Raw genomic sequence first — 21965 nt, forward strand, 5'->3', positions numbered from 1 at the left:
CACTTCTCACTCTGTATTGAGCCTGCTCTATTTGAGATACTGCCTAGCTCTCATCACTGCAGCGCCTTTGATATAGATCGGTGTAAAAGGCGATTGTAAAGCTAAGGATTAGAAAATGAAAAAACTATTGACGCTTCTGGCGGTAATAATACTGGGCGTACTCTCCCTGACCATAGTACGTACTTGGCTTCACCAAGCCGATTCGCAAGACCAGCTTCCTGAGCAGTCAGCAGCGGCCACAGCAGAACTAGATAGTGCGCAGCTCGATATAGAGGCTATTTCCCAACGTCTTTCCGAAGCTATCCAGATAAAGACGATTTCTTATTCTAGGGAACATAAGCCCGGCCCTGAGTTCAATGAGTTTATTAGCTGGCTCAAGCTTAACTACGCCGAGGTTTTTGCACAGCTAGAGCTAACGGTCCTTAACGACTACACCCTATTACTGCGCTGGGAAGGCCAGAGCACCAACTCGCCCGTGCTCTTATCAGCGCATTATGATGTGGTTCCAGTGATTCCCGGTACCGCTAAACTCTGGCAGCAACCGCCTTTTAGTGGGCATGTCGATAGCACCCACATCTGGGGTCGTGGCGCATTGGACGACAAAAGCGCCGTAATCGCTTTATTGGAAGCAACCAGCTTGATGTTAAAACAAGGTATCTCGCCCAAGCGTACTGTGTACCTAGCTTTTACCCACGATGAAGAGATAGGCAGTGAAAAAGGCTCAAAAGCCATCGCTGAATATTTACAGACAAATAATATCAAACTGGCCTGGAGCTTAGATGAAGGCTCCTTCGTATTGAGCGATATGATCGATGGCATGCCCATGCCAGTGGCCAGCATTAACGTTGCCGAAAAAGGTTATTTAAATATTGAGCTTTCTGTACAAGGGGAGGGTGGCCACAGCTCAGTTCCACCTAAACAAACCGCGATTGGCGTTCTATCTCAGGCCGTAAGCCGTGTACAAAATGCTCCAATGGAAGGTGGCCTAGAAGGTGTAAGCGCCGAAATGTTTGATGTGCTGTCACGCTATATGCCCTTTAGACAGCGATTCTTTTTTGCCAACCGCTGGTTATTTAATAGCGCTCTAGAAAAGCAGATGAGCGAAATCTCTTTTGCCAATGCCATGCTGCGCACAACCACCGCACCGACTATGATCAGCGGCGGAGTAAAAGAAAACGTCTTGCCTATTTACACATCGGCGAATATTAATTTTCGACTGCACCCCCGTGATAGCGTAGAAAATGTAGTTGATCATGTAGAAAAGGTCATCGATGACCCAAGGGTCAAGATACAGAGCAAAGAAGCTCAGGAAGCATCACCCGTAGCCAGCACCCAAAGCGAAGGTTTTAAACTGCTTGCGAATGCCAGTAGAGAAAACTTCGGCGACGTTATTGTTACCCCTAGCATTACCGTAGGCGGCACCGACAGCAAATACTACCAACTAGTTGCAAAAGACAGCTTTCGCTTTAATCCTATGGTTATCGGTAAAGAAGATATCAGCGGCTTCCATGGAAATAACGAACGAATTAGCATCGAGAATATGAGATTGGCGGTATTATTTTACGCTCGATTAATTCAATCACTCGAACCGTAAAAAGTAACCACAAATAATATCCCTACGTTTAAATCGATAGTCGCCGCTGTGAATGCTTAGCGGCGACTACTGATAGAACTCCAAAACCCTAGCGCTGCATAAACCGCTAGCAGAGCACTTAAAAGAGAGATCGGCGGAAAATAGGCCGGCCACTTTTCAGGGCTCGCCCAAGAGCTGCACATGGGCAGAAAATGCCCCAATAAGGCCAAAGAAGCCAACATCTTAATCAGGTTGTTTAAGCGCTCTGACTGTAAGCGATAGAACGCATAGCTACCCAATGCACCCGCAAGCAACATGATGTTACCTAGTAAATTGAGTTTTGCGCCATCATAGAACTTCGAAAAATACGCAGGGTTCAGTAATCCAATAGAAAGCAAGACATGCAAAATCAAAGCATGCCACGCCCAACGGCCCCAGATAGCTGATTGCTTCGCTTCATATTTAGAATAAAGCTCATCGCTAGAAATAGTATTTAACAAGCTGATTCTTTTAAGGCGCCAAGAATAATAAGCTGAGGCCGCCATGCCGGCAGCCACAAAAAAGCTAACACTTTTATTAACAATAAAAACAGGCCACTGCTCTATAGCGACGTCACCAAACACAATATAGCGCAAGGTGGCGTAGCTTAAGCATATCAATAGAACAACAACAGGCTTCATAGTCAGTGCTTATTTTTCCAGCTCAAAAGCCAACAGCACATTGCCTGGTAGCTGGCCAAACATACTGTAACCGGAATTAATAAAGAGCTTATCCTTACCTAACACCGCACCATCTACATCGATAGCACCGCCATGGGCAGATAGACCATTAACGGTTTTAAAAGGTACAGCCGTTTTGCTTTGCCAAAGGATTTCACCATCTTTCATGCGATAAGCAGAAAGCTTACCATCTAAACCTGCGGCAAAAACCAAACCAGGAACAGCACTTGGTGCCGCTGAAAGGCCGTAGTACCAAGAGCAGGCATAGCGATCTTCTAGCTTACGCTTTTTACCACTGCGTACCTGCTCCAAGCCAATCTTAGGTGCATACTCCATATCGAAATCACAACCACGGCTCACGGGTTTAGCCCATTCAACTTTACCGTTATCGATATTCAAACGATACAAACCAGGCTTGGGTGTATAACCTGGAATATCACGCTCAGGGTCGGCCAACGGAACATAAACCGAATTCTTGTAAACCGTCATGCCCCAGTGAATACCACCGTTGGTCGTACCCATACTTAAACGATTACGCCAATACAACTTACCGGTATCTGGGTTTAGAGCAAACACCTCAGAAGACTTTTGCCCAGCTAACAATACCGGACGACCATCGCTCATCTTATGAAGAATCATCGGCGCACCAAAATCAAAATCTGGCCCCATATCCTCCGGGCAAGCTTCGCCACCGTTTAAACATGCCGCATTCCAAATATCATTGGCCAAAGCTTGAAACTTCCAACGCATCTTGCCCGTAGCCATTTCCAAAGCGACAACCGAATCACTGGTATCCGTAGCAGGCTTGGACGTATTCTCGCCGGTACCAATAAAAATCAAACCACGCTCAGCATCGATAGTCGGCGTCGTCCACACCACTGCACCAGACGGCCCAAACATCGGCACACCACTTTTGGTTTTACCCAAAGGCTTCGCTTGCTCAGTTGCATGCCACTGCCACTGGGTTTTACCGGTATTAGCATCAAGCGCAATTACCATACCGTGAGAACGACAGCAGGGATAACCCGGCATGCCCGCAGCGGCCACTTCAAAAGAGGAGATAGGCACTATTAACTGGGAAACTTCTTCTTTTTGGCCCTTAACCTTACCTTTATAAAAAGAGGGCGTACCGGTAATTAAAGAGGTAGGAAACACACCTAAGTTTTCCTTCCAAATCCGACTACCATCTTTCGCTCGCACTGCATAAACATTGGCTAACTCATCGGCAAAAAACAACACACGCTCACCAGCGATTTCACCCAGCACCAAACTAGAGCGAACACCCGCCGCGGTTTGCTGTTGCCACTTAATACAACCGGTTTCCGGATCTAGCGCCATCACATGGGCGCTTTTACTGCCCACATAAAGCGCATCCTCGGTATACACCGGCTGATTGCGCATATCATTGACCTTCTGAAAACCAAAGGCCCACTTTAACTTCAGCTTATGCACATTCTCCGGCGTAATCTCACTCTCGGTCTGCAAGCGATTATTAAACTCACCAAAGCCCCAGTCCGCACTAATCACCTTACTACCTGTTTCTGTCACTACAGGATACTTATCGCAGCGATTTGCTTCTAACCAAGTATTATCAACCTCACCGCCACCCGATAAATACTCCGAAACCCAACTACGCTCATCCTTAGACATAGCCGCCGCTTGTGGCTGCATACGACCAATCGAAATCGTCATCATAATTTGGCTTTGACTGAGTCGTTTTAAATCTTCCACCTTAGGCGCTTTATCCACACCTTGCTCATGACAGGCTGCACAGTGTTTTTTATATAACTGCTCGCCCTTTTGAGCATTACTTAAATCAGCAGCTAAAACACCACTACTCAGGCTCACACCTAGCGCCGCACTGATCGTATAGGCTAATCGGCTTATGATTTTCATTGTTCTTCTCTTTTTATTAGCTGTTTTATTTATAGTGTTAGTTAAAACTCGGGGCTTCGAAAAATTCACGTTAGTAAGGTTTGAAGTGGGGTGGTGAGTTACAAAACCCTCAAAAACAGGGACGTTTTTGGGGAGCCCCCATGACCAATTCCCCCGGAGGGAATTTGGGCTTGGCCGCAGGCCGAAAACCCGGACGGTTTGAGTCCATGGGTTCACGGCGAGTTTTGTGAATCTCATCCCTACTTCAAACCGGTTTATCCAATGAAGACACTCTAGGTAACGCGTTAGATTTAATCCGGCAATGCATACGCCAAAATGTAATCACCCGTCCCACGATTAAACATCTTATGCCCACCAGCAGCCAAAACCACATACTGCTTACCATCCAACTCATAAGTCATCGGCACCGCCGTCGCATCCACCGGCAACTTCGTCGTCCACAGCGTACGGCCCGTTAAACTATCGTAAGCCCGAAAACGCTTATCCATCGTCGCCGCAATAAACGTCAAACCACCAGCCGTCGTCATCGAACCACCAAGATTCGGCGTACCCCAATTAATATCAAAAGGAACAGGAAAGGGCGCCATATCATGAATTGAACCCAAAGCAGATTCCCAACGAACCTCACCCGAGCCCATATCAATAGCTACCATCTTGCCCCAAGGCGGCTCCGTACAGGGCGCCCCCAAAGGCGAGGTCACCGTATCCGTAATGACCATATAGGGAGAACCCTTCATCGTGACCTTCATCTCACTGCCATGAGCCACAATATGATCGCCAGGATTATTCGGGTTAATAGGACGCAACTCACCCTCAAAAGGCGCCGTATTTAAATTCACAAACAAAAGATTACGCTTAGGCCAAAAACTCGCACCACCCCAGTTAGCACCGCCCAAACTACCCGGCAACATCAAAGTACGCTGCAAAGACAGCGGAGTAAAAAGCCCCTCACTGTGCAAAGACGCCAAACGCTTCTCACAGGCATTTTTGTCGAACCACAACATACCAAAAGCATCTTTCTTCGGATCGATATTGGCATCAATAAGCGGACGCGGCTTCAGCGGGAAAGGCTGAGTTGGCGAACTGTACTCACCTGCAATTTTCGATTGCGGAACAGGGCGCTCTTCCTGGCCAAACACAGGCTCACCAGTTTCACGATCAAAAGTAAACACCAAACCCTGCTTGGTCACCTGAACAACAACAGCGCGCTTTTTACCACCTTGATTAATATCTACCAATACCGGTGCCGCAGGCGCATCGTAATCCCAAAGATCATGGTGCACCAACTGCTGATGCCAAATGACCTCACCGGTAGCACCACGTAATGCCACAACCGAATTAGCATAGCGGTTGTCACCCGGGCGCATACCGCCGTAGAAATCTGGCGACGGGCTACTGGTAGGAATAAAAACCAGATCACGTTCATTATCGACAGAAAGCGGAGCCCAAGCATTAGCACCACCGGCGAAATCCTGTGGGTTTTTACCATCAACACGAGGCCAATCTTTCGCCATAGGGTGATCATTGCTTTTCGGAATTGGATCAAAGCTCCAACGAAAATCACCACTCAATGCATCGAAGGCAACAACAGTACCCTGGGGCGCATGAGATTCAGCGAAATCAATAATCGCCGAGCCCACAACAATATTATTTCCAACCACAACTGCCGAAGAAGAATTATTTACATAATCTGGCTGGTAGCCAGATTTCTCATTGTATAAAAGCAGTTCACCGTTTTTGGCAAAGCTCTTACACAAAGAACCTTCTTTGGCATCGATGGCAACTAAACGACGATCATGGGTGGCGACATATAAACGCCGGCCGCAGTATTTCTCGCGCTCTTGTGTATTGGCATGTTGCCAATAGGTAACCGCTCGACAGCGCATAGGACGCGTACCCGCCATATTTACCTTAGGATCGAAGGACCAACGCTGCTGCCCAGTTTTTGGATCAAGAGCAATGATCCTATTGAAAGGCGTACAAAATGCTAAATGGCCACCAGCTTCCTTAGGCAAAAGAATTGGAGTAACTTGGGTGGAGGTGCGGCCCATATGTTCAGCCATCTTCTCGCTGTCGCCGGTTCTGAATTGCCAGACTAGCTCCAGCTCGTCCACATTACTGCTGTTGATTTTCTTCAGACTGGAAAACGCCGAGGCGCCTTCATTTGCCCGATAGTGCAGCCACTGTTCCTCAGCATTTTTTTCCGCTTGAGCTGCACCAGCCCAAACAAGCAACAATGTCGCCTTAAGTGTCGCTTTAAAGGCCGCTTTAATAATTAAACAACGATACATACAAAACTCGTTCTAGTATTCAGCAGTGCTTTATTGGATTTGCTTTACAATTTTTAAGCTGCCAAGGCCTTTAAAGGCCTTAGTAAACTCTAAAACCCAGCCCAATTGTTTTTCACTGCCCATATAACTGGCGGTGCGATTTGGGCCGCCATTATCCGATTGCATCTGAAGGGCGATATCATTTTCCTGCAAGTATTGCAGTAGTTGATCATGCTCTAGCAAACGTCCCAAGCTGAAATGGTGTGCGCCATCGCCATAGCGGCGCAAGTAGTCTCTGTGGGGAGTAGGGCCAGCTACCGGCTGCAGTAGCTCGATTTGAAGATCGAACCACTGACCATAGCCCACATGCACCTCGCTATATCCAGAGCCCGCAGCGCCTAAGTACTGGCCACTAGTGGTCATTGGTGGTTTAAAGTCTACGAAGACCCACGGTGATAAACCTAGAAGCTTTTTCCATTGCAAAGCAGTTTTTTCAGCAGATTCGATGACAATACCAATTTGAGCAATGCTCGCGGTATTGAGCGGAGCGTCTTTTTTAAGTGAATCTAAATCAGCAACACCCCAGTAATGTTGCTTTGTTGGAGGCGCAGGCGCAAAACTTAGATTCACACCCAAAGCATCGTAACTATCCAACCATTGTTGTTGGTAGGGCTTAGCATTAGGTATATGACTAATATCGGACGATGCTTTCTCTAAAGCAGTAAGTTTGTAGGCGGCTTTATCTTCTAGGTAGTTCTGATCAACCAAGAGATGAAAAATACCTTCGCCACGCTGTTGAATAAACTCCGCAAGTTTGGTTTTACCGTATAGAGGCTGCATTAAATCAACGCTCTTACCTTTGAACTCACCTCTAGCCAGGCGAATAGCACCGCCCTCGGTATTAAGATCGATATATTGCCACTGCTTAATTCCCAGAATAGTTTGGTAATGGGAGAGTTTTTCTGGGATATCATTAACCGCGACACCAATACCTAAAAATGGAGATTCCGCCGCCCAGATAATTTGGCTGAAGCACAGGCTTATTAACAATAAAACTTTTTTCATTATTCGTTATCCTATTTAAAGACTAGCCAATCACTTCACAGCAACTTCAGTTTTATTTGCAGCTACCCTTTTTCCATCCGTTGGCATTACACGAATCAAGGTTGGCTGACCATCTTCAATCTGCCAGCTAGGGAAGTGTGAGTTGGAGGTATAAATAGATCCGTCTTCACCGACTTCGATATCACGGGTAAAGCTACGCTTGCGTGGTAGCGGATAAACTAACCATTCTTCACTATCGATATCAAAACTAAATATTGTGTCGGACTGGTTGCCATTCACCCAAACCATTTTTCTTTCACGGTCGATGTTGAGCGAGTAAGGCAGCTCATTCACTACCGGCAAATCATACATAGTGAATTTTTTCGCTTTCGGATCGTATTTAGCCAATTGCGAATCCTGGAAGGCGACAATCCACAGGTTATTATCAGCATCTACCCTTAAGCGGCGCGGCCCTTTAAAAGGCGTTTGAATCATAGAAACCTCATCGGTTTCTGGGTCGATAAAGCCAATATCATCACCATACAGGCGAGCAAACCAAATTTTTCCATCAGGTGCTACGTCAATGCCATAAGGCATAGGTACACCTGTCGATTTACGATCTACTTTCGGCAGTGGTCGATCTTCAACATCCATGCTCAAAATAAAGGGGATAGATTTAATAATCATCCACTCCTTAAATGAACGCGCCGGTAAATCGTAAACTTTAAATTCCTTCTTGTTTCTATCCCAACTAGCCACTTGTGAAGACACAGCCAAAGTAAACCAGATTCGGCCTTTGCCATCAGCACGGATGGTATGCGGGTAGTAGCCGTCATCCATCTTGTGAGTGGTGAATTCTTTGGTATGAGGATTAAATTCGATCAAGGCTTGCTGCATAGATGGTGTAATAAAAATATGGCCATCTTTAGGGGAAACAGCAAAAGAGTGCACACCCATATAGTTGTACAACTTAGGGAACATGGCGCCGAAGCGGTTTCCTAGAATGCCACCAAGCTTGGCATCTTTTTCGTGGGGTACTACATAAACCTTGTAGTCACCTGTCTCTGGGTTCACCTCGTAGATGCGATCTTGCAGATTGTCTCCCACGTAGACAAAACCATTAGGGTGTACCAGGAAATCATGCATCTGGGAGAACGCATCCCCAATGGGGTATTCAATAATCTCAACACCTGCTAACTTATCGGACCAAGGGCGAGGCTCAGCTAGCTTGTCTGTATTGGCATTAAGCTTTTTATACTGTCGACTTAAAACACCAGCTAAACGCTCTTTGTCTTCATCAGCCACCCGTGCGCCATATTTTTGCATGCGCTCAATAATCTCCAGCCACTGCTCGGGGCTGCGCTCAGCGCGCATAAATGAAGAACCCTGCTGATGACAGAAAGCACAATTTAACTGAAAATGTTTCTTCAGATCTTTGTCACCCTCAAAGTCCATATTATTAATCCAAACGTTACTGGGCTTGGATTCGGCCAGCTCTTTGGGATCAACAATCGCTTCTAAAGCGACGGTTAATTCAGCATCGGCATTTTGTTGAGTTAGCAGCTGATCTTTAAAACCTGGTTTACGTACCCGATAACTCACTGTGCCTATATCATCAGCCAGGCTATCGAAGAGCACTTTACCGCCACTATTACTAAAGCGGTTATGTTCCAAGGCTATTTTGTTAGATACGCCATGGGGACTATAGCCGTTATCACTTAAATCCTGAGCTGGCTTATTTTCCAAAATACGGCTAACCATAGCGGTTGCTAATGGCTTGCCCGCTTTATCGGTAATGGTAATTTCGGGTTTTGCTATTAACTGGGTAGGCGAAAGAGCGATACCGCTGATAGCTAGGGCGATAAGGGCTTTAGCTGTAAGGCGCATGCTGGGTTCCTTTCATTATTGTTATCAATAAGGCTTTGGCGTAATCACTGCGACTGCAATCGACAATTTGATAGCTTTGAATCTTAAGCAAGCTAAGGCTGTAACGTTTGACATTTAAACACCACCACTTGACAATTAAGACCATGACAACCCAAATCATCAGCCCCCTACAGGTTAGAGCGAGTAATCTATTTGGATTCGACCAAGCTGTACGCAGCTTAGGTGGTGATCACCGCCCCTTATTCGAAGAGGTAGGTTTAGATCCGACACTGCTAGAAAGACCAAACGATCTATTTGCCTTTATCGACTTTAATCGCCTACTCAACCTAGGTGCAGAGCGCTATAACTGCCCTTATTTCGGGGTTTTATGCGCTAAAATGCACGAAAATGCACCCTTCGATACTTTTTTGCAGATAATAAAGCGAAGTCCAAATCTGGCTGCGGCCCAAGAGCTTTCAGACCGCTATAGGGGGTTAGAGTCAGAGGTCACTACCTTTAAGCTCATCGTAGAAGAGGGTCTGGCCATTGTGCATCGCCTGTACAACGCTCCTTTTCAGTTTGATACTAGGCAACACCGCTTTTTTACCCTGACACGAGCCTTTGTTTTAGGGCAGTTATTATTAAAAGATTCTTGGCGCCCTCAATCTGTTAGCTTTTCGTTTAGCCAACCCGGGCCAGGGCCCTATGAACGTCTATTTGGCACACCGGTTTACTTTAATCGCGAGGCCGATAGCTATTGTTTTCCAGAGCCAGATCTTTATAAACCGCTGCAAAGTTCAGACGAAGAACTACTGGATATTCTACAAAGCCATGCCGAGCAACTTAAGAAAACATTTGAGTTAGGTGCTGATCTTCAACCTGTTGTCCGCAAACTAATTCAACAGGGACTCAGCAGCGGCAATGCCGATTTGGATAAAATTTCTGCACTACTCAAAATGCATCCGCGTGCACTACAAAGAGGCTTATTAAAAGAGGGGCTGAGCTTTAAAAAGCTCGTGCTTAAAACACGGATGGATATTGCCCAAGAACTACTACTTAACTCTGATATCTCTCTCACTGAAATTTCGGAATTAATTGGCTACAGTGAGCTTAGTGCTTTTTCTCGTGCCTTTAAAAGATATACTGCAAAATCCCCAGAACAATGGCGACTACCGATCTCTTAAACGATGCAAAACCTGATGATGTTAGCTTAACAATCAACGAAGCCAGCAATTTCAATTCCGTCGTACTTGAGCTAAGTAGCACAGCCAAGATTCTTGATCTCACTGAGCCAGGTGTAACGATATTACATACTTAAAAGGTACAAACATCACCCCCACAAAAAAGCCCGCTAAATTATCGCAGGCTTTTTGTGGCTTGCTACCAAGCTTACTAAATAGCTAGCTTTATCGAGTATGTAAACCGCATTCTCGATTCGCCAATGCCTTAGTCGGGTCGTAATATTTTTCTTCATTGGGAAGATCATTATCTTGTAGGTATTTCTCTAGCTCTGTATCGTCATAGTGAAAGAATGGGGAAACCTTAATAACGCCATCACTGCTCATAGACACAATATCTAAAGTCTGTCGCAATGCCGTCTGATGCTTGCGTAAATTGGTGAACCAAACCTCAGGCTGATGTTCAGACATTGCGCGATTAAACGGCTCTAACTTAAACTGCTCCGTAAACTCAGCATGCTCTGGTTCATCCACCATCGGTATTCCACCCATGACGGCATCGCGGCGAGCCGCACTAACCTTTGGGGTATAAACATCTAAATTTAAATCAAAGCGTTTGATTACTTTATCCGCAAACTGATAAGTCGCTTTTAAGGCATAACCCGAATCAATCCAAACCACAGGTACTTTGGCATCCTGCTCACAAACAGCATGAATGATAGAAGCCTCACCAGGGCCAAAGTTAGTTGTTAATATCGATTTTTTACCTAAGCCAAGTGCCCACTTAACAATCTCAGCAGGGCTTGCCGAGGCTAATTCTTGGTTGATCGCCTGAAGATCCATGATTCTCATACCTTAGTAAAACAAGGTGGAGGATGGTAAACCAAGAAAACAAGGAAACAAAATGACCTTTAACCATAAGTTAAAGGCTTTTAGCTATATAGCGCATCAAAATGAGAAACACGGCACTCATATCACTAACCGTTTATATAGTGACTCTGGTAGACTTTAGCCTAATTGCCACCCAGAAGAGCTGTAGATGGGAGCCGCCTGTGTTAACTAAGAAAAATGCAATAACAATATGGCTAGCCTGATCAATGTACAAAGCAAACAGCTTTGTCACCTATTACCACATCACACCTTTGGTCGTCGTGAAGATAAGGTAGATACCTTTTTGGATTCCCCTCAAATCTCGAAGATTCACGCTTCGATTGAATGGGATGGCAGCCAATGGTTATTAAAAGACATCAGTCGCAACGGTGTTTGGGTTGATGGTAAAAAGATCGAAAGCCAGCAAAACTACCCAATCCAAGCTGGACAGCTGATTCAGTTTGTTAGCAAAGAGCTGCGTTTCTTAGTTGAAGACACCTCAGCACCTGACAGTTTTATCGTGCCTCAACATAGCCAAGTAGGTGCCATCCCCCTACGTGAGCTAATGCTGCTACCCGATGATGAAAACCCGAAGTTAGCGTTGCACCTGTCCCCTGATAATCACCAGTGGCTACTGGAAACGTTAGATGAAAGCTCACAGGTAAAAGAGCTTAAACACGGCGATGAAATCAGCCTAGGGGATTTACGTTGGGTTCTGCACCTCACTGATAAGTCCAATTCACCTACCGTCGTTATCGATGCCGATTGGGCTGTGGATAACTTCCTATTCCGCTTTAATACCACCCAAGATGAAGAAAACACCAGTCTTGCACTAAGTAATGGCGGTAACCTGTGTGACCTCGGTGAACGCAGTCACCATTATGTTCTTCTCCATCTAGCCCGCTGCCGGGCCCTAGACGAAGCCAAAGGCCTGAATGATTATGACCAAGGCTGGATTGATAATGATCTTCTATGCCGCGAAATGGGCATGGATTTAGCCCATATCAATATTCAGCTGTATCGCCTTAGAAAGCAGCTGGGAGACACCATGCCAGACCTTATCGGCATCAATAAGCTGGTCGAACGTAAACGCGGCAAATTGCGCTTCGGTAAAGCTCCCTTCCAGATCTTCAAAAGTGGTGAATTACTAACCGAATTAAAACGAGCCGGTTAGCCCAAGTGTAAACTTATGTGATCTTGACTCTAAATGCCGCGATTCGCCGTCTAAAATGGGGAATCAGACATTTAAGGAGTCGACCATGTTAAAGACCACTACCACCAATATTGAAGGCCGCAACATCGATACGTATTTAGATATCGTAGTCGGCGAGGCCATCCTAGGTGCCAATATTTTCAAAGATATCTTTGGCATGGTGCGCGATGTAGTAGGTGGCCGATCTAATGCCTATGAACAGGAAATGGGTAAAGCACGTGAAATCGCCTTTCAAGAAATGGAAGCCAAAGCACAAAGCCTAGGGGCAGATGCGATTGTTGGTGTCGATATTGATTATGAGGTCGTTGGCCAGGGTGGCAGCATGATGATGGTCAGCGTCAGCGGAACTGCAGTTCGCCTCAGATAACCCCACAACAAAGCAAACGCAAAGGGGTCAGATCCCTTGGGATCTGACCCCACCTCTCACAATCTCCTTAGCCTAAGCCGTTTGCGTCATACTCAAATAGCGATTTAACACTATATCGACAATTTCCGGGCGCGCTTGCTCTGGCGTGCCAGAGTTAAAGGGCGCTTGCGGATTGTATTCCAAGGCCAGCTGCACAGCTTCGGCAACATCACGGCCAGCTACGGTATCTAGCATAGCCAAGCCAAAATCAATGCCAGCGGTAACACCGCCGCCACTGGCGACCCCATCATCAATTACATAGCGCTCTTTAATAACCTCCACACCCATAGTGGCAAGAGCATCAAGGGCTGCCCAATGAGTTGTCGCTCGCTTACCGGCAAGTAAGCCCGCGGCTGCCAGCACTAAGGAACCGGTGCAAACACTGCAAACCCAGCTCGCTTTTTGTGCTTTTTGCTGTAAAAACTTCAGCACCGCTTGGTTCTCCATCAGCTCTAGTGTCGGCAAGCCGCCGCCGGGTACAAAGACGATATCGGGCTCGGCAAAACAGTCTTCGAAACTATGGCTGGGCATAATGCCCGCTACCGTATCGGTAGAAACCACTTCCTTGCGCTGCCACACCACCTGAATATCTGCCTCCGGCCATTGCGACCACACTTGCAAAGGCCCTAAAAAATCCAGTGGTGTCATTCCTGGGTATATCAACATCAGTATCTTCATGCGGCCTTCCTTTACGTTCTTGATTTAAAAGACACCATAGCAATATGAAAAACTGGCCGTTATGATAAACAGATGTCAAATTCTGCCAAAATAATCTATATAGCCTGTTACCCAGGTTTTCAGCTACTTGATGTCGCCGGCCCGGCTGACGTGTTTGCCCAAGCTAATGAAGAGCTTGGCTATCAGGCTTATGTGATTCGATATATTGCCGAGCAAAGCAGGCTAAGTAGCTCCTCCGGCCTACCGATTCATTGTGAGCCCCTAACTGCATGCCAAGCACCAATTGATTATTTGCTGATCCCAGGGGCCAACGCCGAGCCACTTCTCGCTGCGAGCGAAAACTCTAATTTCATGCACTGGATCAGCGAAAACGCACCAAAAGCAACACGACTATGCTCAGTGTGCAGCGGTAGTCTTTTATTAGCCAAGGCAGGCTTGCTGGAAGGAAAACGGATTACCAGCCATTGGGCGGCCCTGTCTCACTTACAAAATCTTTGCCCTGATAGCACCGTGTTGGAGAACAGCCTTTATGTTAACGATGGTCATTTATGGACATCGGCGGGAGTATTAGCAGGCGTCGACATGAGCCTCGCTTTGCTCACCCTAGATCACGATCGATCTCTAGCCTTAAAGGTGGCCAAAAATTTATTAGCCTTTATGTTTCGAGAAGGGCACCAACCACAGCTTTCCATGCCAATTAGCTTGCAAGAAAAAGCTGCCAGTAGCAGCTTACTGAACCTTATAAAATGGTTACAGGAAAATTTAGCCACAAGCATCAGCGTAGAGCAAATGGCCGATTTTATGGCCACCTCTGTTCGCAGCCTACACCGCCTTTGCCAACAGAGCTTCCAGCTATCGCCAGCACGTTTATTTAATGAGCTTCGCTTAGAACAAGCCAAGTCATTATTGGCCGACAAGACCATCCCCATTAAACAAATTGCCAGCGAATGTGGCTTTGCCGATAGCTCAGCACTCTCAAAAGCGTTTAGCCAGCGGCATAAGGTTTCGCCTTCTCAATATCGCCATCAGCTCTACAAACCTTGATCAAAAAAACACATGCTCAAAGTTTCACTTTAAACATGTGCTGTAAGGGTTTACAGATTAGACCAAGACACTGTTAAACCATAAGTTCTTGGCAAACCAGGAAGAGGGAAGGCACCAAACGGAGCGATTTGATAATTGTGGATAAAGTATTCTTCATCCAAGGCATTATTCACCCAAGCTGCAACTTCCCATTGCTCATCGTCACTCATATACGCTAGGCGCATATTAGTTAGCTCGTAGCTCGGTATCGCGGAGTATTCAAAGTTTTCGATATCTTGATAGGCTTTATCTTTCGAGATGTATTCAATACGGCCATTAATAGCGCCGCCTATGGCAAGATCTTTTTCGTATACTGCCGCTAAGCTAAAGGCATTCTTTGGTGCATTTCGAAGCTTATTGCCTTCGTACTGCTCAAGATTACCATCTAACTTTTTGTACTCAGTATCTAAGTAGGCATAGGTCGCTGAAAGCTGTAAGTTATCTGTAGCGGCTAGGGTTAATTCTAGCTCTAAACCGCGAGATTCGGCTTCACCGGCATTCTTGGTAACCAGTGGCGGTACTGAGCAGCCACCACAATCGAAGGTCTGTAGAACTTGTAGGTTTTCATAATCAACGTTGAACAAGGCCGCGTTCAAGCGTACGCGATCATCCAGCAACATGGATTTCAAACCGATCTCTAGGTTTAGTGCTTCTTCTTCATCGAACGGTGTTTTCGCGGCAATCTCGGTTGCCACTACGCCATCAAAACCACCACTTTTAAAGCCGGTAGCTGCACTAAAATACAGCATGCTGCTATCATTTAAGTGATAGTTAACAATAAGCTTAGGTGTAACTGCCGACCAGGTTTCTGTTTCGGCAACATTATAAGGCTCGCTAACATAAGCTGTACCTGGGGTGCCGATATTACTGAAGTCTTTTTCCTCACGGGTATAACGAAGGCCTAAGGTTAAATCTAAATCTTCAGTTATGCTGTAAGTACCTTGGGTGAAAAGCGCCACACTTGAGGTTTCATTTCTTTGATCTGCCGAGGCGGTAACTAGCGCAGCTGCAGGCAATACCGTACTAAAGAATTCACCGCCTTCTAAGCGATGGGTTTTTTCATTGTTTAAATAAACACCCGCCTGCCACTTAAGATTATCGCTATCACCGGCAATGCGTAACTCTTGGCTGAGCATTTCGGTGTTTTCATCCATAAAGTTATTCAGCGTTAGATAGCCAAAGGTTTGCGGGCCGACACCCAGTAAATAGTTATCAAAGCCGGCATTACCTTCACGATAAGCCGTGATAGATGTTAAGGTGCCGATTTCTAAATCCCAATCTACTTTCAAGGAAATACCCTTGGTATCGGAATCTTGAAAACCTGGATCTTCCAGGTGGTTTTGATGGAAACCTACTTCGGGCATCTCAGCCAAGGTTTGGCCTATTAAGCCGTATTCACGTGATGGCCTGGTACCTACACCGGTTCTTTTATCCGTCGCATAATCCAATGTCAGCATCGCTTCAAAATTGGATTCCGGTGCATAGTGTAGCTGAGCTCTTACACTATCGCTGTTAACGTCCATAGTTTTAACGCTAGGATCAACGACGCTTTCCATGTATGGATCGCGGTCTTTTTTGCTGAAAGTTACTTTTGCGCTAAGGTCTTCGCTTAAAGGGCCACTGATAAGTCCGCGATAACTGCGTTGGGATAAATTGCCTGCGCCTAATTCAAGATTAACAGTAAACTCGTCCGCAGGTTTTTTAGAGCTTAAGTTAATTGCACCACCGATAGCGTTTTTGCCCCACAGTGTTCCCTGTGGACCACGCAATACTTCAATGCTCGCCAAATCAAATATTTCTGTAGCGGCGCCAGCACTGCGATTGATGTAGACACCATCTAGGAAAACCGCTACAGAAGATTCACCGTTGGCTGCCCCATCACCGTTACTACCAATGCCTCGGATAAACAGCTGCGGTTGGCTCGCGGTAAAGTTACCCATGCTAAAGCCTGGTGTACGAAGAGCAATCCCCTTCATATCATCGATACCGGTTTGTTTAATAAATTCTTCCGATAAGGCCGTAACCGCCACAGGTACATCTTGCAAATCTTGGCTACGCTTTTGTGCGGTAACGATGACTTCTTCCAGAGCTTGGGCTTGTACAAAGGTTGTGTTGGCTAAGGCTATTGCTGTGCTAAGGCATAGGCAGCTTGATACAGTGATGGCTTTCATTCGCGGTGCTCCACTTTATTTCTATTGTTTTAGTGGGTGGCATTATCCAGCCAATTGGCTAACGCGCTTGCGAATTTACGACAAAAAGCATCGCTGGCCCTAGCATGTTGTTGGGCGGTCTTTATACTAGGCAATATGGGCAGGAGTGTAAGCTAAGTCAGTTAAGGCTGCCTTAAGCCACCTAAGTTACGAATTAAGAACGACAAATAAAGACAATGAATAAACACTGGACGGTACAAGTCAGTTATTTCAAAACACTGTTAAATACAGCTAATAAACTAGGGCTTGATAGCGAAGCTCTAGTAGCCCAGTGTGGCTTGAAAGAACAGGACATAGCCGATGCCGATAAACATGTGCCACTCAGTGCTTTACTCTCCTTATTCCAGCGAATTGATCAGCAAGCAAACAACCCTAATATTGGTTTAACTTTCGGCATGAGCACCAGTCCGAGTTCATTTGGTTTACTTGGGGTACTAGTAGGTTGCTGTGAAAGTTTTGCTCAAGCCTTCGAGACAATGATCCCAATTCGGCGTGTGCTGATGCATACCGGCAACTCTAAGGTTCATTATCAAGAAGGATCGACGAGCTTTGAATGGCAGCCTCTTTCGTCAGAACTATTACAGGATCGTTATCTTACTGATGCTATTTTATCCGGTTGGGTGAATCTAGGGCGTAAAAGCTACCAGGATAATTTTACCCCCATTAAAGCAGAACTCCATTACCCAGAGCCTGACGACTTAGAGGCACTGCATGAGGTTTTTGGTGAGAACATCGTTTTTAATCAGCCCAAGATAAAGCTGACCTTCCGTAACGATGATGCCTTACACACAGGTAAACCAAGTAACCCTCGTTTAGTTGATCAAATATCCCAACTGGCCGAAAGCCGCCTGCGTTACAAAAAAGATTCCATGTGGAATAGCCTGCAGGTTCGTCGCTTTATCATTCAAGAGCTACCCAATGGCAACGCCAATATAAAATCAGTCGCAAAGCTGATGCATATGAATGAACGCACACTGCAACGCCATCTACAGGCAGAAGGCAGTAGTTTTCAAAAACTACTTAATGAAGTAAGACTGGATATTTCTCAGAAGCTACTTAAGAACCAGGAATTCCCAATAACCAATATCGCCTTATTACTGGGCTATCGGGAAAACAGTGGCTTTACCAACGCTTTTCGAAAATGGACCGATATTTCTCCTAGCGAATATCGAAGTAGGCAGCTCGCTTAAAATTTACTAACCTCTGGGCCATGTTTTCGAGACCTTAATACACAGGGGAAGCCTAACTCTCTGAGTCATATTCCCTAAGTACCGTCGCTACTCTAATTCGATAGAAATTAAATAGCTCTTCTTTTCCTTTTTTCTGGGCGGACTGGTGCTTAAGGTTTGTCTTCCATTCTTTGATTGCTGATTCATTCTCCCAGTAAGATAATGAAAGATATTTCTCTGGTTCAACCAGGCTTTGGAAACGCTCTACAGAGATAAAGCCTTCTATTTTCCCCAATGATTGCTTTAGTGCTTCTGAAAGATCAAGATAGCTGACCATAGCACCAGCTTTTGGTTTAACTTCAAATAATACAGCGATCATAAGGCCTAGACCTTTTTCTGAATTTGATAGGTGGCGGGAATTACCTTTAGAAAGGTTCGCTTTTCACTAAGTATAAACTGCTCTTTACTGGCAAAATCAAAATTGCTTTTGCCTGTTTCGGATTCTTTCAGTACAGATCTATATCGCTCATAGTCCGCTAGGGAATCGAAAGATATCAAACCATAAGCAATATTATTTGTCCCTTCATGAGGGGTAAAATAGCCAACTAGCTCGCCACCGCATTGTGGAATAATCTCTGCCCAATTATTGGCGTAATCTTCAAAAAGTCCGATTTTGTTTGGATCGATCTGGTATTCAATAAAACAGGTAATTTTCAAAACAGTTGCCTCTTTGTTAATCTTTAGGCACTTTACTTACTAAACTTAGCCAATACTTCGATAGCCATCGAACTAATAGCTGTACGATTAATTGTTATAGAACAGATAACCATAAAACATAGAGACCTTAACGTGGAACCCAATATTGCAACTATAGGAAGTCTTGTCGGTGATCAGGCCAGATCCAAAATGCTGATTGCATTAATGGGGGGCAAAGCTCTAACAGCAACCGAGCTTTCACTAGAGGCCGATATAAGTGCTCAAACTGCCAGCAGCCACCTGGCAAAGCTTGTTGAAAGTGGTTTGCTTGTTGTTCGAAAACAGGGACGTCATCGATACTTTCAATTGAAAGGGGAGGAAGTGGCCGGGCTAATTGAGAATATGCTTAATATCAGCAGCTCGCTCTCTGAAGAGTCGGTCTTTACTGGCCCCAAAGATAAAAACCTGAGAGCCTCACGTATCTGCTACGACCACATGGCAGGGGAGCTCTCCACACAGCTCTATGAATCTTTAGTCGATAAACAATTCATAAAAGATAACATATCAGAATCAACATTGAGCGAGGAAGGAAGGCAGTTCTTTTTCGATCTCGGCGCCGACCTAAGCGAATTGGCCGGCCTCAAAAGACCGCTTTGTAAACCTTGCTTAGATTGGAGCGAACGTAAAAGTCATCTGGCCGGTAGTATTGGCAAATGGGTACTTAGCGATGTTATACAACGAAAGTGGGCCAAACGAGATTTAAACTCAAGAGCGCTGCGCTTTAGCGATGATGGCCTCAAAGCGTTCAAGAAAAGATATGGGCTGTAAAAAGCAGCTTACGCTTTAAGCTCGTCGCTTTTTAAACGCATAAACCCCGAGGTTTTTAAAAACCTTCCAGGCAGCATACCACTCATTCAAATTCGCCTTTGGCGATTGGCCTTTTGCAATTCTATCAAACTGGGCTTCGTACCAACTCATATTCAATAAAATCATCTCGTCTAGCTTTTTAATTCCTGTGGAGAGAGGGCGAAGATGAATCTTGTAATTATTATCGGCCATAGCTCTGTTGGGAAGATCGGGCTCTACCGCAAGAGGGCGTGCAATACCAATTAAATCGCAAGCTTCTTCGGCTAGAGCTTCATTCATTGCTGATGCCGAGCGAAAACCACCCGTTAATACAACGGGGCTATCAACAGATTGACGTAGCTCTTTTGCATAGTCTAAAAAGTACGCCTCGCGTTTTTTGCTGCTTTCTTTTTGTATTCCATCAGCCATAGCAGGTACTTCATAGGAGCCACCTGAAACCTCTATAAGATCGATACCCTCTTTGGCTAATGCTTGAGCTACAGTAATAGAGTCACCTTCACTGAAGCCACCATTCATAAAATCAGCGGAGTTAAGCTTTACAGCTACCGGGAAGCTATCGCCCACTTCCTTTCGAATGGCGCGATAGATTTCTAGCAGAAAGCGCATTCTGTTTTCTAAAGGCCCACCCCATTGATCATCCCGCATATTATGGCGGGGCGATAAGAACTGGCTGATTAGATAACCATGGGCCGCGTGAATTTGCACACCTTGAAAGCCCACCTGCTTCGATAAAGCCGCACTATTAGCAAACTGCGCAATCACTTGCCATATTTCATCTTCCTTAAGGGCTCGTGGCTTGTTGAAATTCAGTTGCAATGAGCCTTCAAGAGCAACAGCCGATGGGGCTACTGGAAGTTTTTGTAAAAATTTGGGTGACTGTTTGCCTGGGTGATTTAGCTGTGCCCAAAACCGAGTATCATTTGCAGAGGCTGCTTGCACCCAAGCGCGGTACTTTTCGAGATCACTATGGGCATCTAAAACTGTATTACGAGGTTCACCTAGGTGCTCGCGATCTACCATGATGTTGCCACTAAGAACTACAGCCGCACCGCCTTGTGCCCAAAGGCTATATAAGGCATTGAGGCCTTCACTAGGGTTATGCTCATGATCGGCTAACTGCTCGCTCATAGCCGATTTAAAAAATCGGTTTTTTATCTTTTGTCCGCAGGGAAGTTCGAAGCTTGAGGATAGCTCTATCTCATTCATTCGTTTTCACTCGACCCAATTGAAATTTGAGCCATAAACTCTAAGTACGCCTCTGCAACATCTTGTGGGGCCTCTACTTGCGGGTAATGACCAATGGCCGCTAACTCTTTTAAATAGTCCAAGCGACAAGCCAGCTCCTTATAGCGCTCGACCATATGCTTGCCTGAAACGGGATCGACTGAGCCATTAATTAAGGCCAATGGGATAGCTGAATCTTGCAGTGGTTTTAACCAGCGTTCGCGATGCTGCTTGCGATCATTAATATAGGTAATCAAATTGTGGAAAAGGTGCTTGCCGTCATTCTCGTTGATTAACTGCCAAAACACTTGTAACTCAAATTCACTGGGTTTGCTTTGTGGACCAAAAACACTGCTGAAGTTTTTCTTAAAGCTAGCGTAACCATTAAAGCGATTTACAAAAGCCCCGATAGGGGAGAGCAATAGTTTTTGGGTAAGCAGTGCTCGATGGGTTTCTGGAAACAAGCCACCATTTAGAAAACAACAAGACAAGCATTGCCCGCTACTCTTAGCTTCATATTGGCGTGCCAGCAGCTCTTGGGCCACGGTATCACCATAGTCGTGGGCCAGTATGTGATATTCCTTCAGCCCAAGCTCATCGATCAGAGCTTCAAACAAATCGGCTTGACCATGAATGGTATAGCGGCGGTGATTGGGTTTTTCAGAGAAGCCAAAACCCAACATATCCAGGCTTACTAGGCGGTAGTGCTTATTGAGTGCCTGCCAAATAGGCAACCAGTCCCAGCTGGAAGTAGGGAAGCCATGAATGAGAACAACAGTGGCTTTTTCAGCCTCAATTGATGGGCTATCTATAGTAAATATCTGCCTATTACAGAGCTGACGCAGCTGGCCTTTTTGGCGCCAACTTTTGATGGTATTCGTTATTTTCTCGTCATTTAGCTTCAAGTAATTGGTTTTTATCGTCATTTTCTCGGCTTTTATGGTGTTTTAATAGTTGAGAATGTCCTTTCTAGTTGCTCTAGTCTAAAACATAATCGAACTTG

At 45.5% G+C, this 21965-nt stretch carries 19 protein-coding genes; 7 read left to right on the plus strand and 12 right to left on the minus strand.

The features are described 5' to 3' along the window. Positions 1–115: 115 nt before the first annotated feature. Positions 116–1594, plus strand: a complete 1479-nt coding sequence (locus Q1A08_RS05510; RefSeq protein WP_299770625.1) for a M20 family peptidase — start codon at positions 116–118, stop codon at positions 1592–1594. 56 nt (positions 1595–1650) lie between these two features. Here the strand turns inward: Q1A08_RS05510 and Q1A08_RS05515 are convergent, their stop codons facing one another. The 5 genes from Q1A08_RS05515 to Q1A08_RS05535 form a co-directional block, all read right to left on the minus strand. Then, positions 1651–2253 carry a hypothetical protein gene (locus tag Q1A08_RS05515; RefSeq protein WP_299770627.1) on the minus strand — a complete coding sequence of 201 codons (603 nt, stop codon included), beginning with the start codon at positions 2251–2253 and terminating at the stop codon, positions 1651–1653. A gap of 9 nt (positions 2254–2262) precedes the next feature. After that, a complete protein-coding gene (locus Q1A08_RS05520) occupies positions 2263–4188 on the minus strand; it encodes a PQQ-binding-like beta-propeller repeat protein (protein WP_299770629.1) in 1926 nt (641 codons plus the stop codon). Positions 4189–4478: 290 nt separating this feature from the next. Continuing rightward, on the minus strand, positions 4479–6479 hold the full coding sequence (locus Q1A08_RS05525; RefSeq protein ID WP_299770632.1) for a pyrroloquinoline quinone-dependent dehydrogenase: 2001 nt from the start codon (positions 6477–6479) through the stop codon (positions 4479–4481). 30 nt (positions 6480–6509) lie between these two features. Continuing rightward, the gene (locus Q1A08_RS05530) at positions 6510–7523 is read right to left on the minus strand and encodes a VOC family protein (RefSeq protein ID WP_299770633.1); all 1014 of its coding nucleotides are present in this window, start codon (positions 7521–7523) and stop codon (positions 6510–6512) included. A 30-nt stretch (positions 7524–7553) separates the two neighbouring features. Beyond that, complete coding sequence (locus tag Q1A08_RS05535) at positions 7554–9389, minus strand: lyase (protein ID WP_299770635.1); 1836 nt, start codon at positions 9387–9389, stop codon at positions 7554–7556. A 143-nt stretch (positions 9390–9532) separates the two neighbouring features. Between Q1A08_RS05535 and Q1A08_RS05540 the strand changes: the two genes are divergently transcribed. Beyond that, positions 9533–10552, plus strand: a complete 1020-nt coding sequence (locus tag Q1A08_RS05540; protein ID WP_299770637.1) for an AraC family transcriptional regulator — start codon at positions 9533–9535, stop codon at positions 10550–10552. Between the two features lie 222 nt (positions 10553–10774). Here Q1A08_RS05540 and Q1A08_RS05545 read toward each other — a convergent pair whose 3' ends face one another. After that, positions 10775–11389: a phosphoadenosine phosphosulfate reductase family protein gene (locus Q1A08_RS05545; RefSeq protein ID WP_299770639.1), complete on the minus strand. Its 615-nt coding sequence runs from the start codon at positions 11387–11389 to the stop codon at positions 10775–10777. A gap of 238 nt (positions 11390–11627) precedes the next feature. Here Q1A08_RS05545 and Q1A08_RS05550 point away from each other — a divergent pair, with 238 nt between their 5' ends. Together Q1A08_RS05550 and Q1A08_RS05555 are read left to right on the plus strand one after the other, a co-directional pair. Next, a complete protein-coding gene (locus tag Q1A08_RS05550; RefSeq protein ID WP_299770642.1) occupies positions 11628–12590 on the plus strand; it encodes an FHA domain-containing protein in 963 nt (320 codons plus the stop codon). Between the two features lie 85 nt (positions 12591–12675). Then, on the plus strand, positions 12676–12996 hold the full coding sequence (locus Q1A08_RS05555; protein WP_299770644.1) for a heavy metal-binding domain-containing protein: 321 nt from the start codon (positions 12676–12678) through the stop codon (positions 12994–12996). Positions 12997–13068: 72 nt separating this feature from the next. Here the strand turns inward: Q1A08_RS05555 and Q1A08_RS05560 are convergent, their stop codons facing one another. After that, positions 13069–13713: a DJ-1/PfpI family protein gene (locus Q1A08_RS05560; RefSeq protein WP_299770646.1), complete on the minus strand. Its 645-nt coding sequence runs from the start codon at positions 13711–13713 to the stop codon at positions 13069–13071. 72 nt (positions 13714–13785) lie between these two features. Here Q1A08_RS05560 and Q1A08_RS05565 point away from each other — a divergent pair, with 72 nt between their 5' ends. Continuing rightward, the gene (locus Q1A08_RS05565) at positions 13786–14757 is read left to right on the plus strand and encodes a helix-turn-helix domain-containing protein (protein ID WP_299770648.1); all 972 of its coding nucleotides are present in this window, start codon (positions 13786–13788) and stop codon (positions 14755–14757) included. 50 nt (positions 14758–14807) lie between these two features. Here Q1A08_RS05565 and Q1A08_RS05570 read toward each other — a convergent pair whose 3' ends face one another. Continuing rightward, positions 14808–16967, minus strand: coding sequence for a TonB-dependent receptor (locus Q1A08_RS05570; protein ID WP_299770650.1), 2160 nt, complete (start codon positions 16965–16967; stop codon positions 14808–14810). A 215-nt stretch (positions 16968–17182) separates the two neighbouring features. Here Q1A08_RS05570 and Q1A08_RS05575 point away from each other — a divergent pair, with 215 nt between their 5' ends. Then, on the plus strand, positions 17183–18196 hold the full coding sequence (locus Q1A08_RS05575) for an AraC family transcriptional regulator (protein ID WP_299770652.1): 1014 nt from the start codon (positions 17183–17185) through the stop codon (positions 18194–18196). Positions 18197–18248: 52 nt separating this feature from the next. Here Q1A08_RS05575 and Q1A08_RS05580 read toward each other — a convergent pair whose 3' ends face one another. Further along, on the minus strand, positions 18249–18554 hold the full coding sequence (locus tag Q1A08_RS05580; RefSeq protein WP_299770654.1) for an antibiotic biosynthesis monooxygenase: 306 nt from the start codon (positions 18552–18554) through the stop codon (positions 18249–18251). 5 nt (positions 18555–18559) lie between these two features. Further along, positions 18560–18892, minus strand: coding sequence for an NIPSNAP family protein (locus Q1A08_RS05585; RefSeq protein ID WP_299770656.1), 333 nt, complete (start codon positions 18890–18892; stop codon positions 18560–18562). 132 nt (positions 18893–19024) lie between these two features. Here Q1A08_RS05585 and Q1A08_RS05590 point away from each other — a divergent pair, with 132 nt between their 5' ends. Further along, positions 19025–19699: a winged helix-turn-helix domain-containing protein gene (locus Q1A08_RS05590; protein ID WP_299770659.1), complete on the plus strand. Its 675-nt coding sequence runs from the start codon at positions 19025–19027 to the stop codon at positions 19697–19699. Between the two features lie 15 nt (positions 19700–19714). Here Q1A08_RS05590 and Q1A08_RS05595 read toward each other — a convergent pair whose 3' ends face one another. Beyond that, complete coding sequence (locus tag Q1A08_RS05595; RefSeq protein ID WP_299770661.1) at positions 19715–20944, minus strand: NADH:flavin oxidoreductase/NADH oxidase family protein; 1230 nt, start codon at positions 20942–20944, stop codon at positions 19715–19717. Beyond that, the gene (locus Q1A08_RS05600) at positions 20941–21888 is read right to left on the minus strand and encodes an alpha/beta hydrolase (RefSeq protein WP_299770663.1); all 948 of its coding nucleotides are present in this window, start codon (positions 21886–21888) and stop codon (positions 20941–20943) included. The genes Q1A08_RS05595 and Q1A08_RS05600 overlap by 4 nt, the downstream gene beginning before the upstream one ends. Between the last annotated feature and the right edge of the window lie 77 nt (positions 21889–21965).

This window comes from uncultured Pseudoteredinibacter sp. (assembly GCF_947500695.1).
Classification (GTDB): Bacteria; Pseudomonadota; Gammaproteobacteria; order Pseudomonadales; family Cellvibrionaceae; genus Pseudoteredinibacter.

Bases quoted from the DNA above. Each gene is read 5' to 3' on its own strand.
- Q1A08_RS05520 (WP_299770629.1), bottom strand. From the start codon at position 4,188: ATGAAAATCATAAGCCGATTAGCCTATACGATCAGTGCGGCGCTAGGT.
- Q1A08_RS05540 (WP_299770637.1), top strand. From the start codon at position 9,533: ATGACAACCCAAATCATCAGCCCCCTACAGGTTAGAGCGAGTAATCTA.
- Q1A08_RS05510 (WP_299770625.1), top strand. From the start codon at position 116: ATGAAAAAACTATTGACGCTTCTGGCGGTAATAATACTGGGCGTACTC.
- Q1A08_RS05600 (WP_299770663.1), bottom strand. From the start codon at position 21,888: ATGACGATAAAAACCAATTACTTGAAGCTAAATGACGAGAAAATAACG.
- Q1A08_RS05535 (WP_299770635.1), bottom strand. From the start codon at position 9,389: ATGCGCCTTACAGCTAAAGCCCTTATCGCCCTAGCTATCAGCGGTATC.
- Q1A08_RS05560 (WP_299770646.1), bottom strand. From the start codon at position 13,713: ATGAAGATACTGATGTTGATATACCCAGGAATGACACCACTGGATTTT.
- Q1A08_RS05555 (WP_299770644.1), top strand. From the start codon at position 12,676: ATGTTAAAGACCACTACCACCAATATTGAAGGCCGCAACATCGATACG.
- Q1A08_RS05525 (WP_299770632.1), bottom strand. From the start codon at position 6,479: ATGTATCGTTGTTTAATTATTAAAGCGGCCTTTAAAGCGACACTTAAG.
- Q1A08_RS05515 (WP_299770627.1), bottom strand. From the start codon at position 2,253: ATGAAGCCTGTTGTTGTTCTATTGATATGCTTAAGCTACGCCACCTTG.
- Q1A08_RS05570 (WP_299770650.1), bottom strand. From the start codon at position 16,967: ATGAAAGCCATCACTGTATCAAGCTGCCTATGCCTTAGCACAGCAATA.
- Q1A08_RS05595 (WP_299770661.1), bottom strand. From the start codon at position 20,944: ATGAATGAGATAGAGCTATCCTCAAGCTTCGAACTTCCCTGCGGACAA.
- Q1A08_RS05580 (WP_299770654.1), bottom strand. From the start codon at position 18,554: ATGATCGCTGTATTATTTGAAGTTAAACCAAAAGCTGGTGCTATGGTC.
- Q1A08_RS05530 (WP_299770633.1), bottom strand. From the start codon at position 7,523: ATGAAAAAAGTTTTATTGTTAATAAGCCTGTGCTTCAGCCAAATTATC.
- Q1A08_RS05550 (WP_299770642.1), top strand. From the start codon at position 11,628: ATGGCTAGCCTGATCAATGTACAAAGCAAACAGCTTTGTCACCTATTA.
- Q1A08_RS05575 (WP_299770652.1), top strand. From the start codon at position 17,183: ATGAATAAACACTGGACGGTACAAGTCAGTTATTTCAAAACACTGTTA.
- Q1A08_RS05565 (WP_299770648.1), top strand. From the start codon at position 13,786: ATGTCAAATTCTGCCAAAATAATCTATATAGCCTGTTACCCAGGTTTT.
- Q1A08_RS05545 (WP_299770639.1), bottom strand. From the start codon at position 11,389: ATGGATCTTCAGGCGATCAACCAAGAATTAGCCTCGGCAAGCCCTGCT.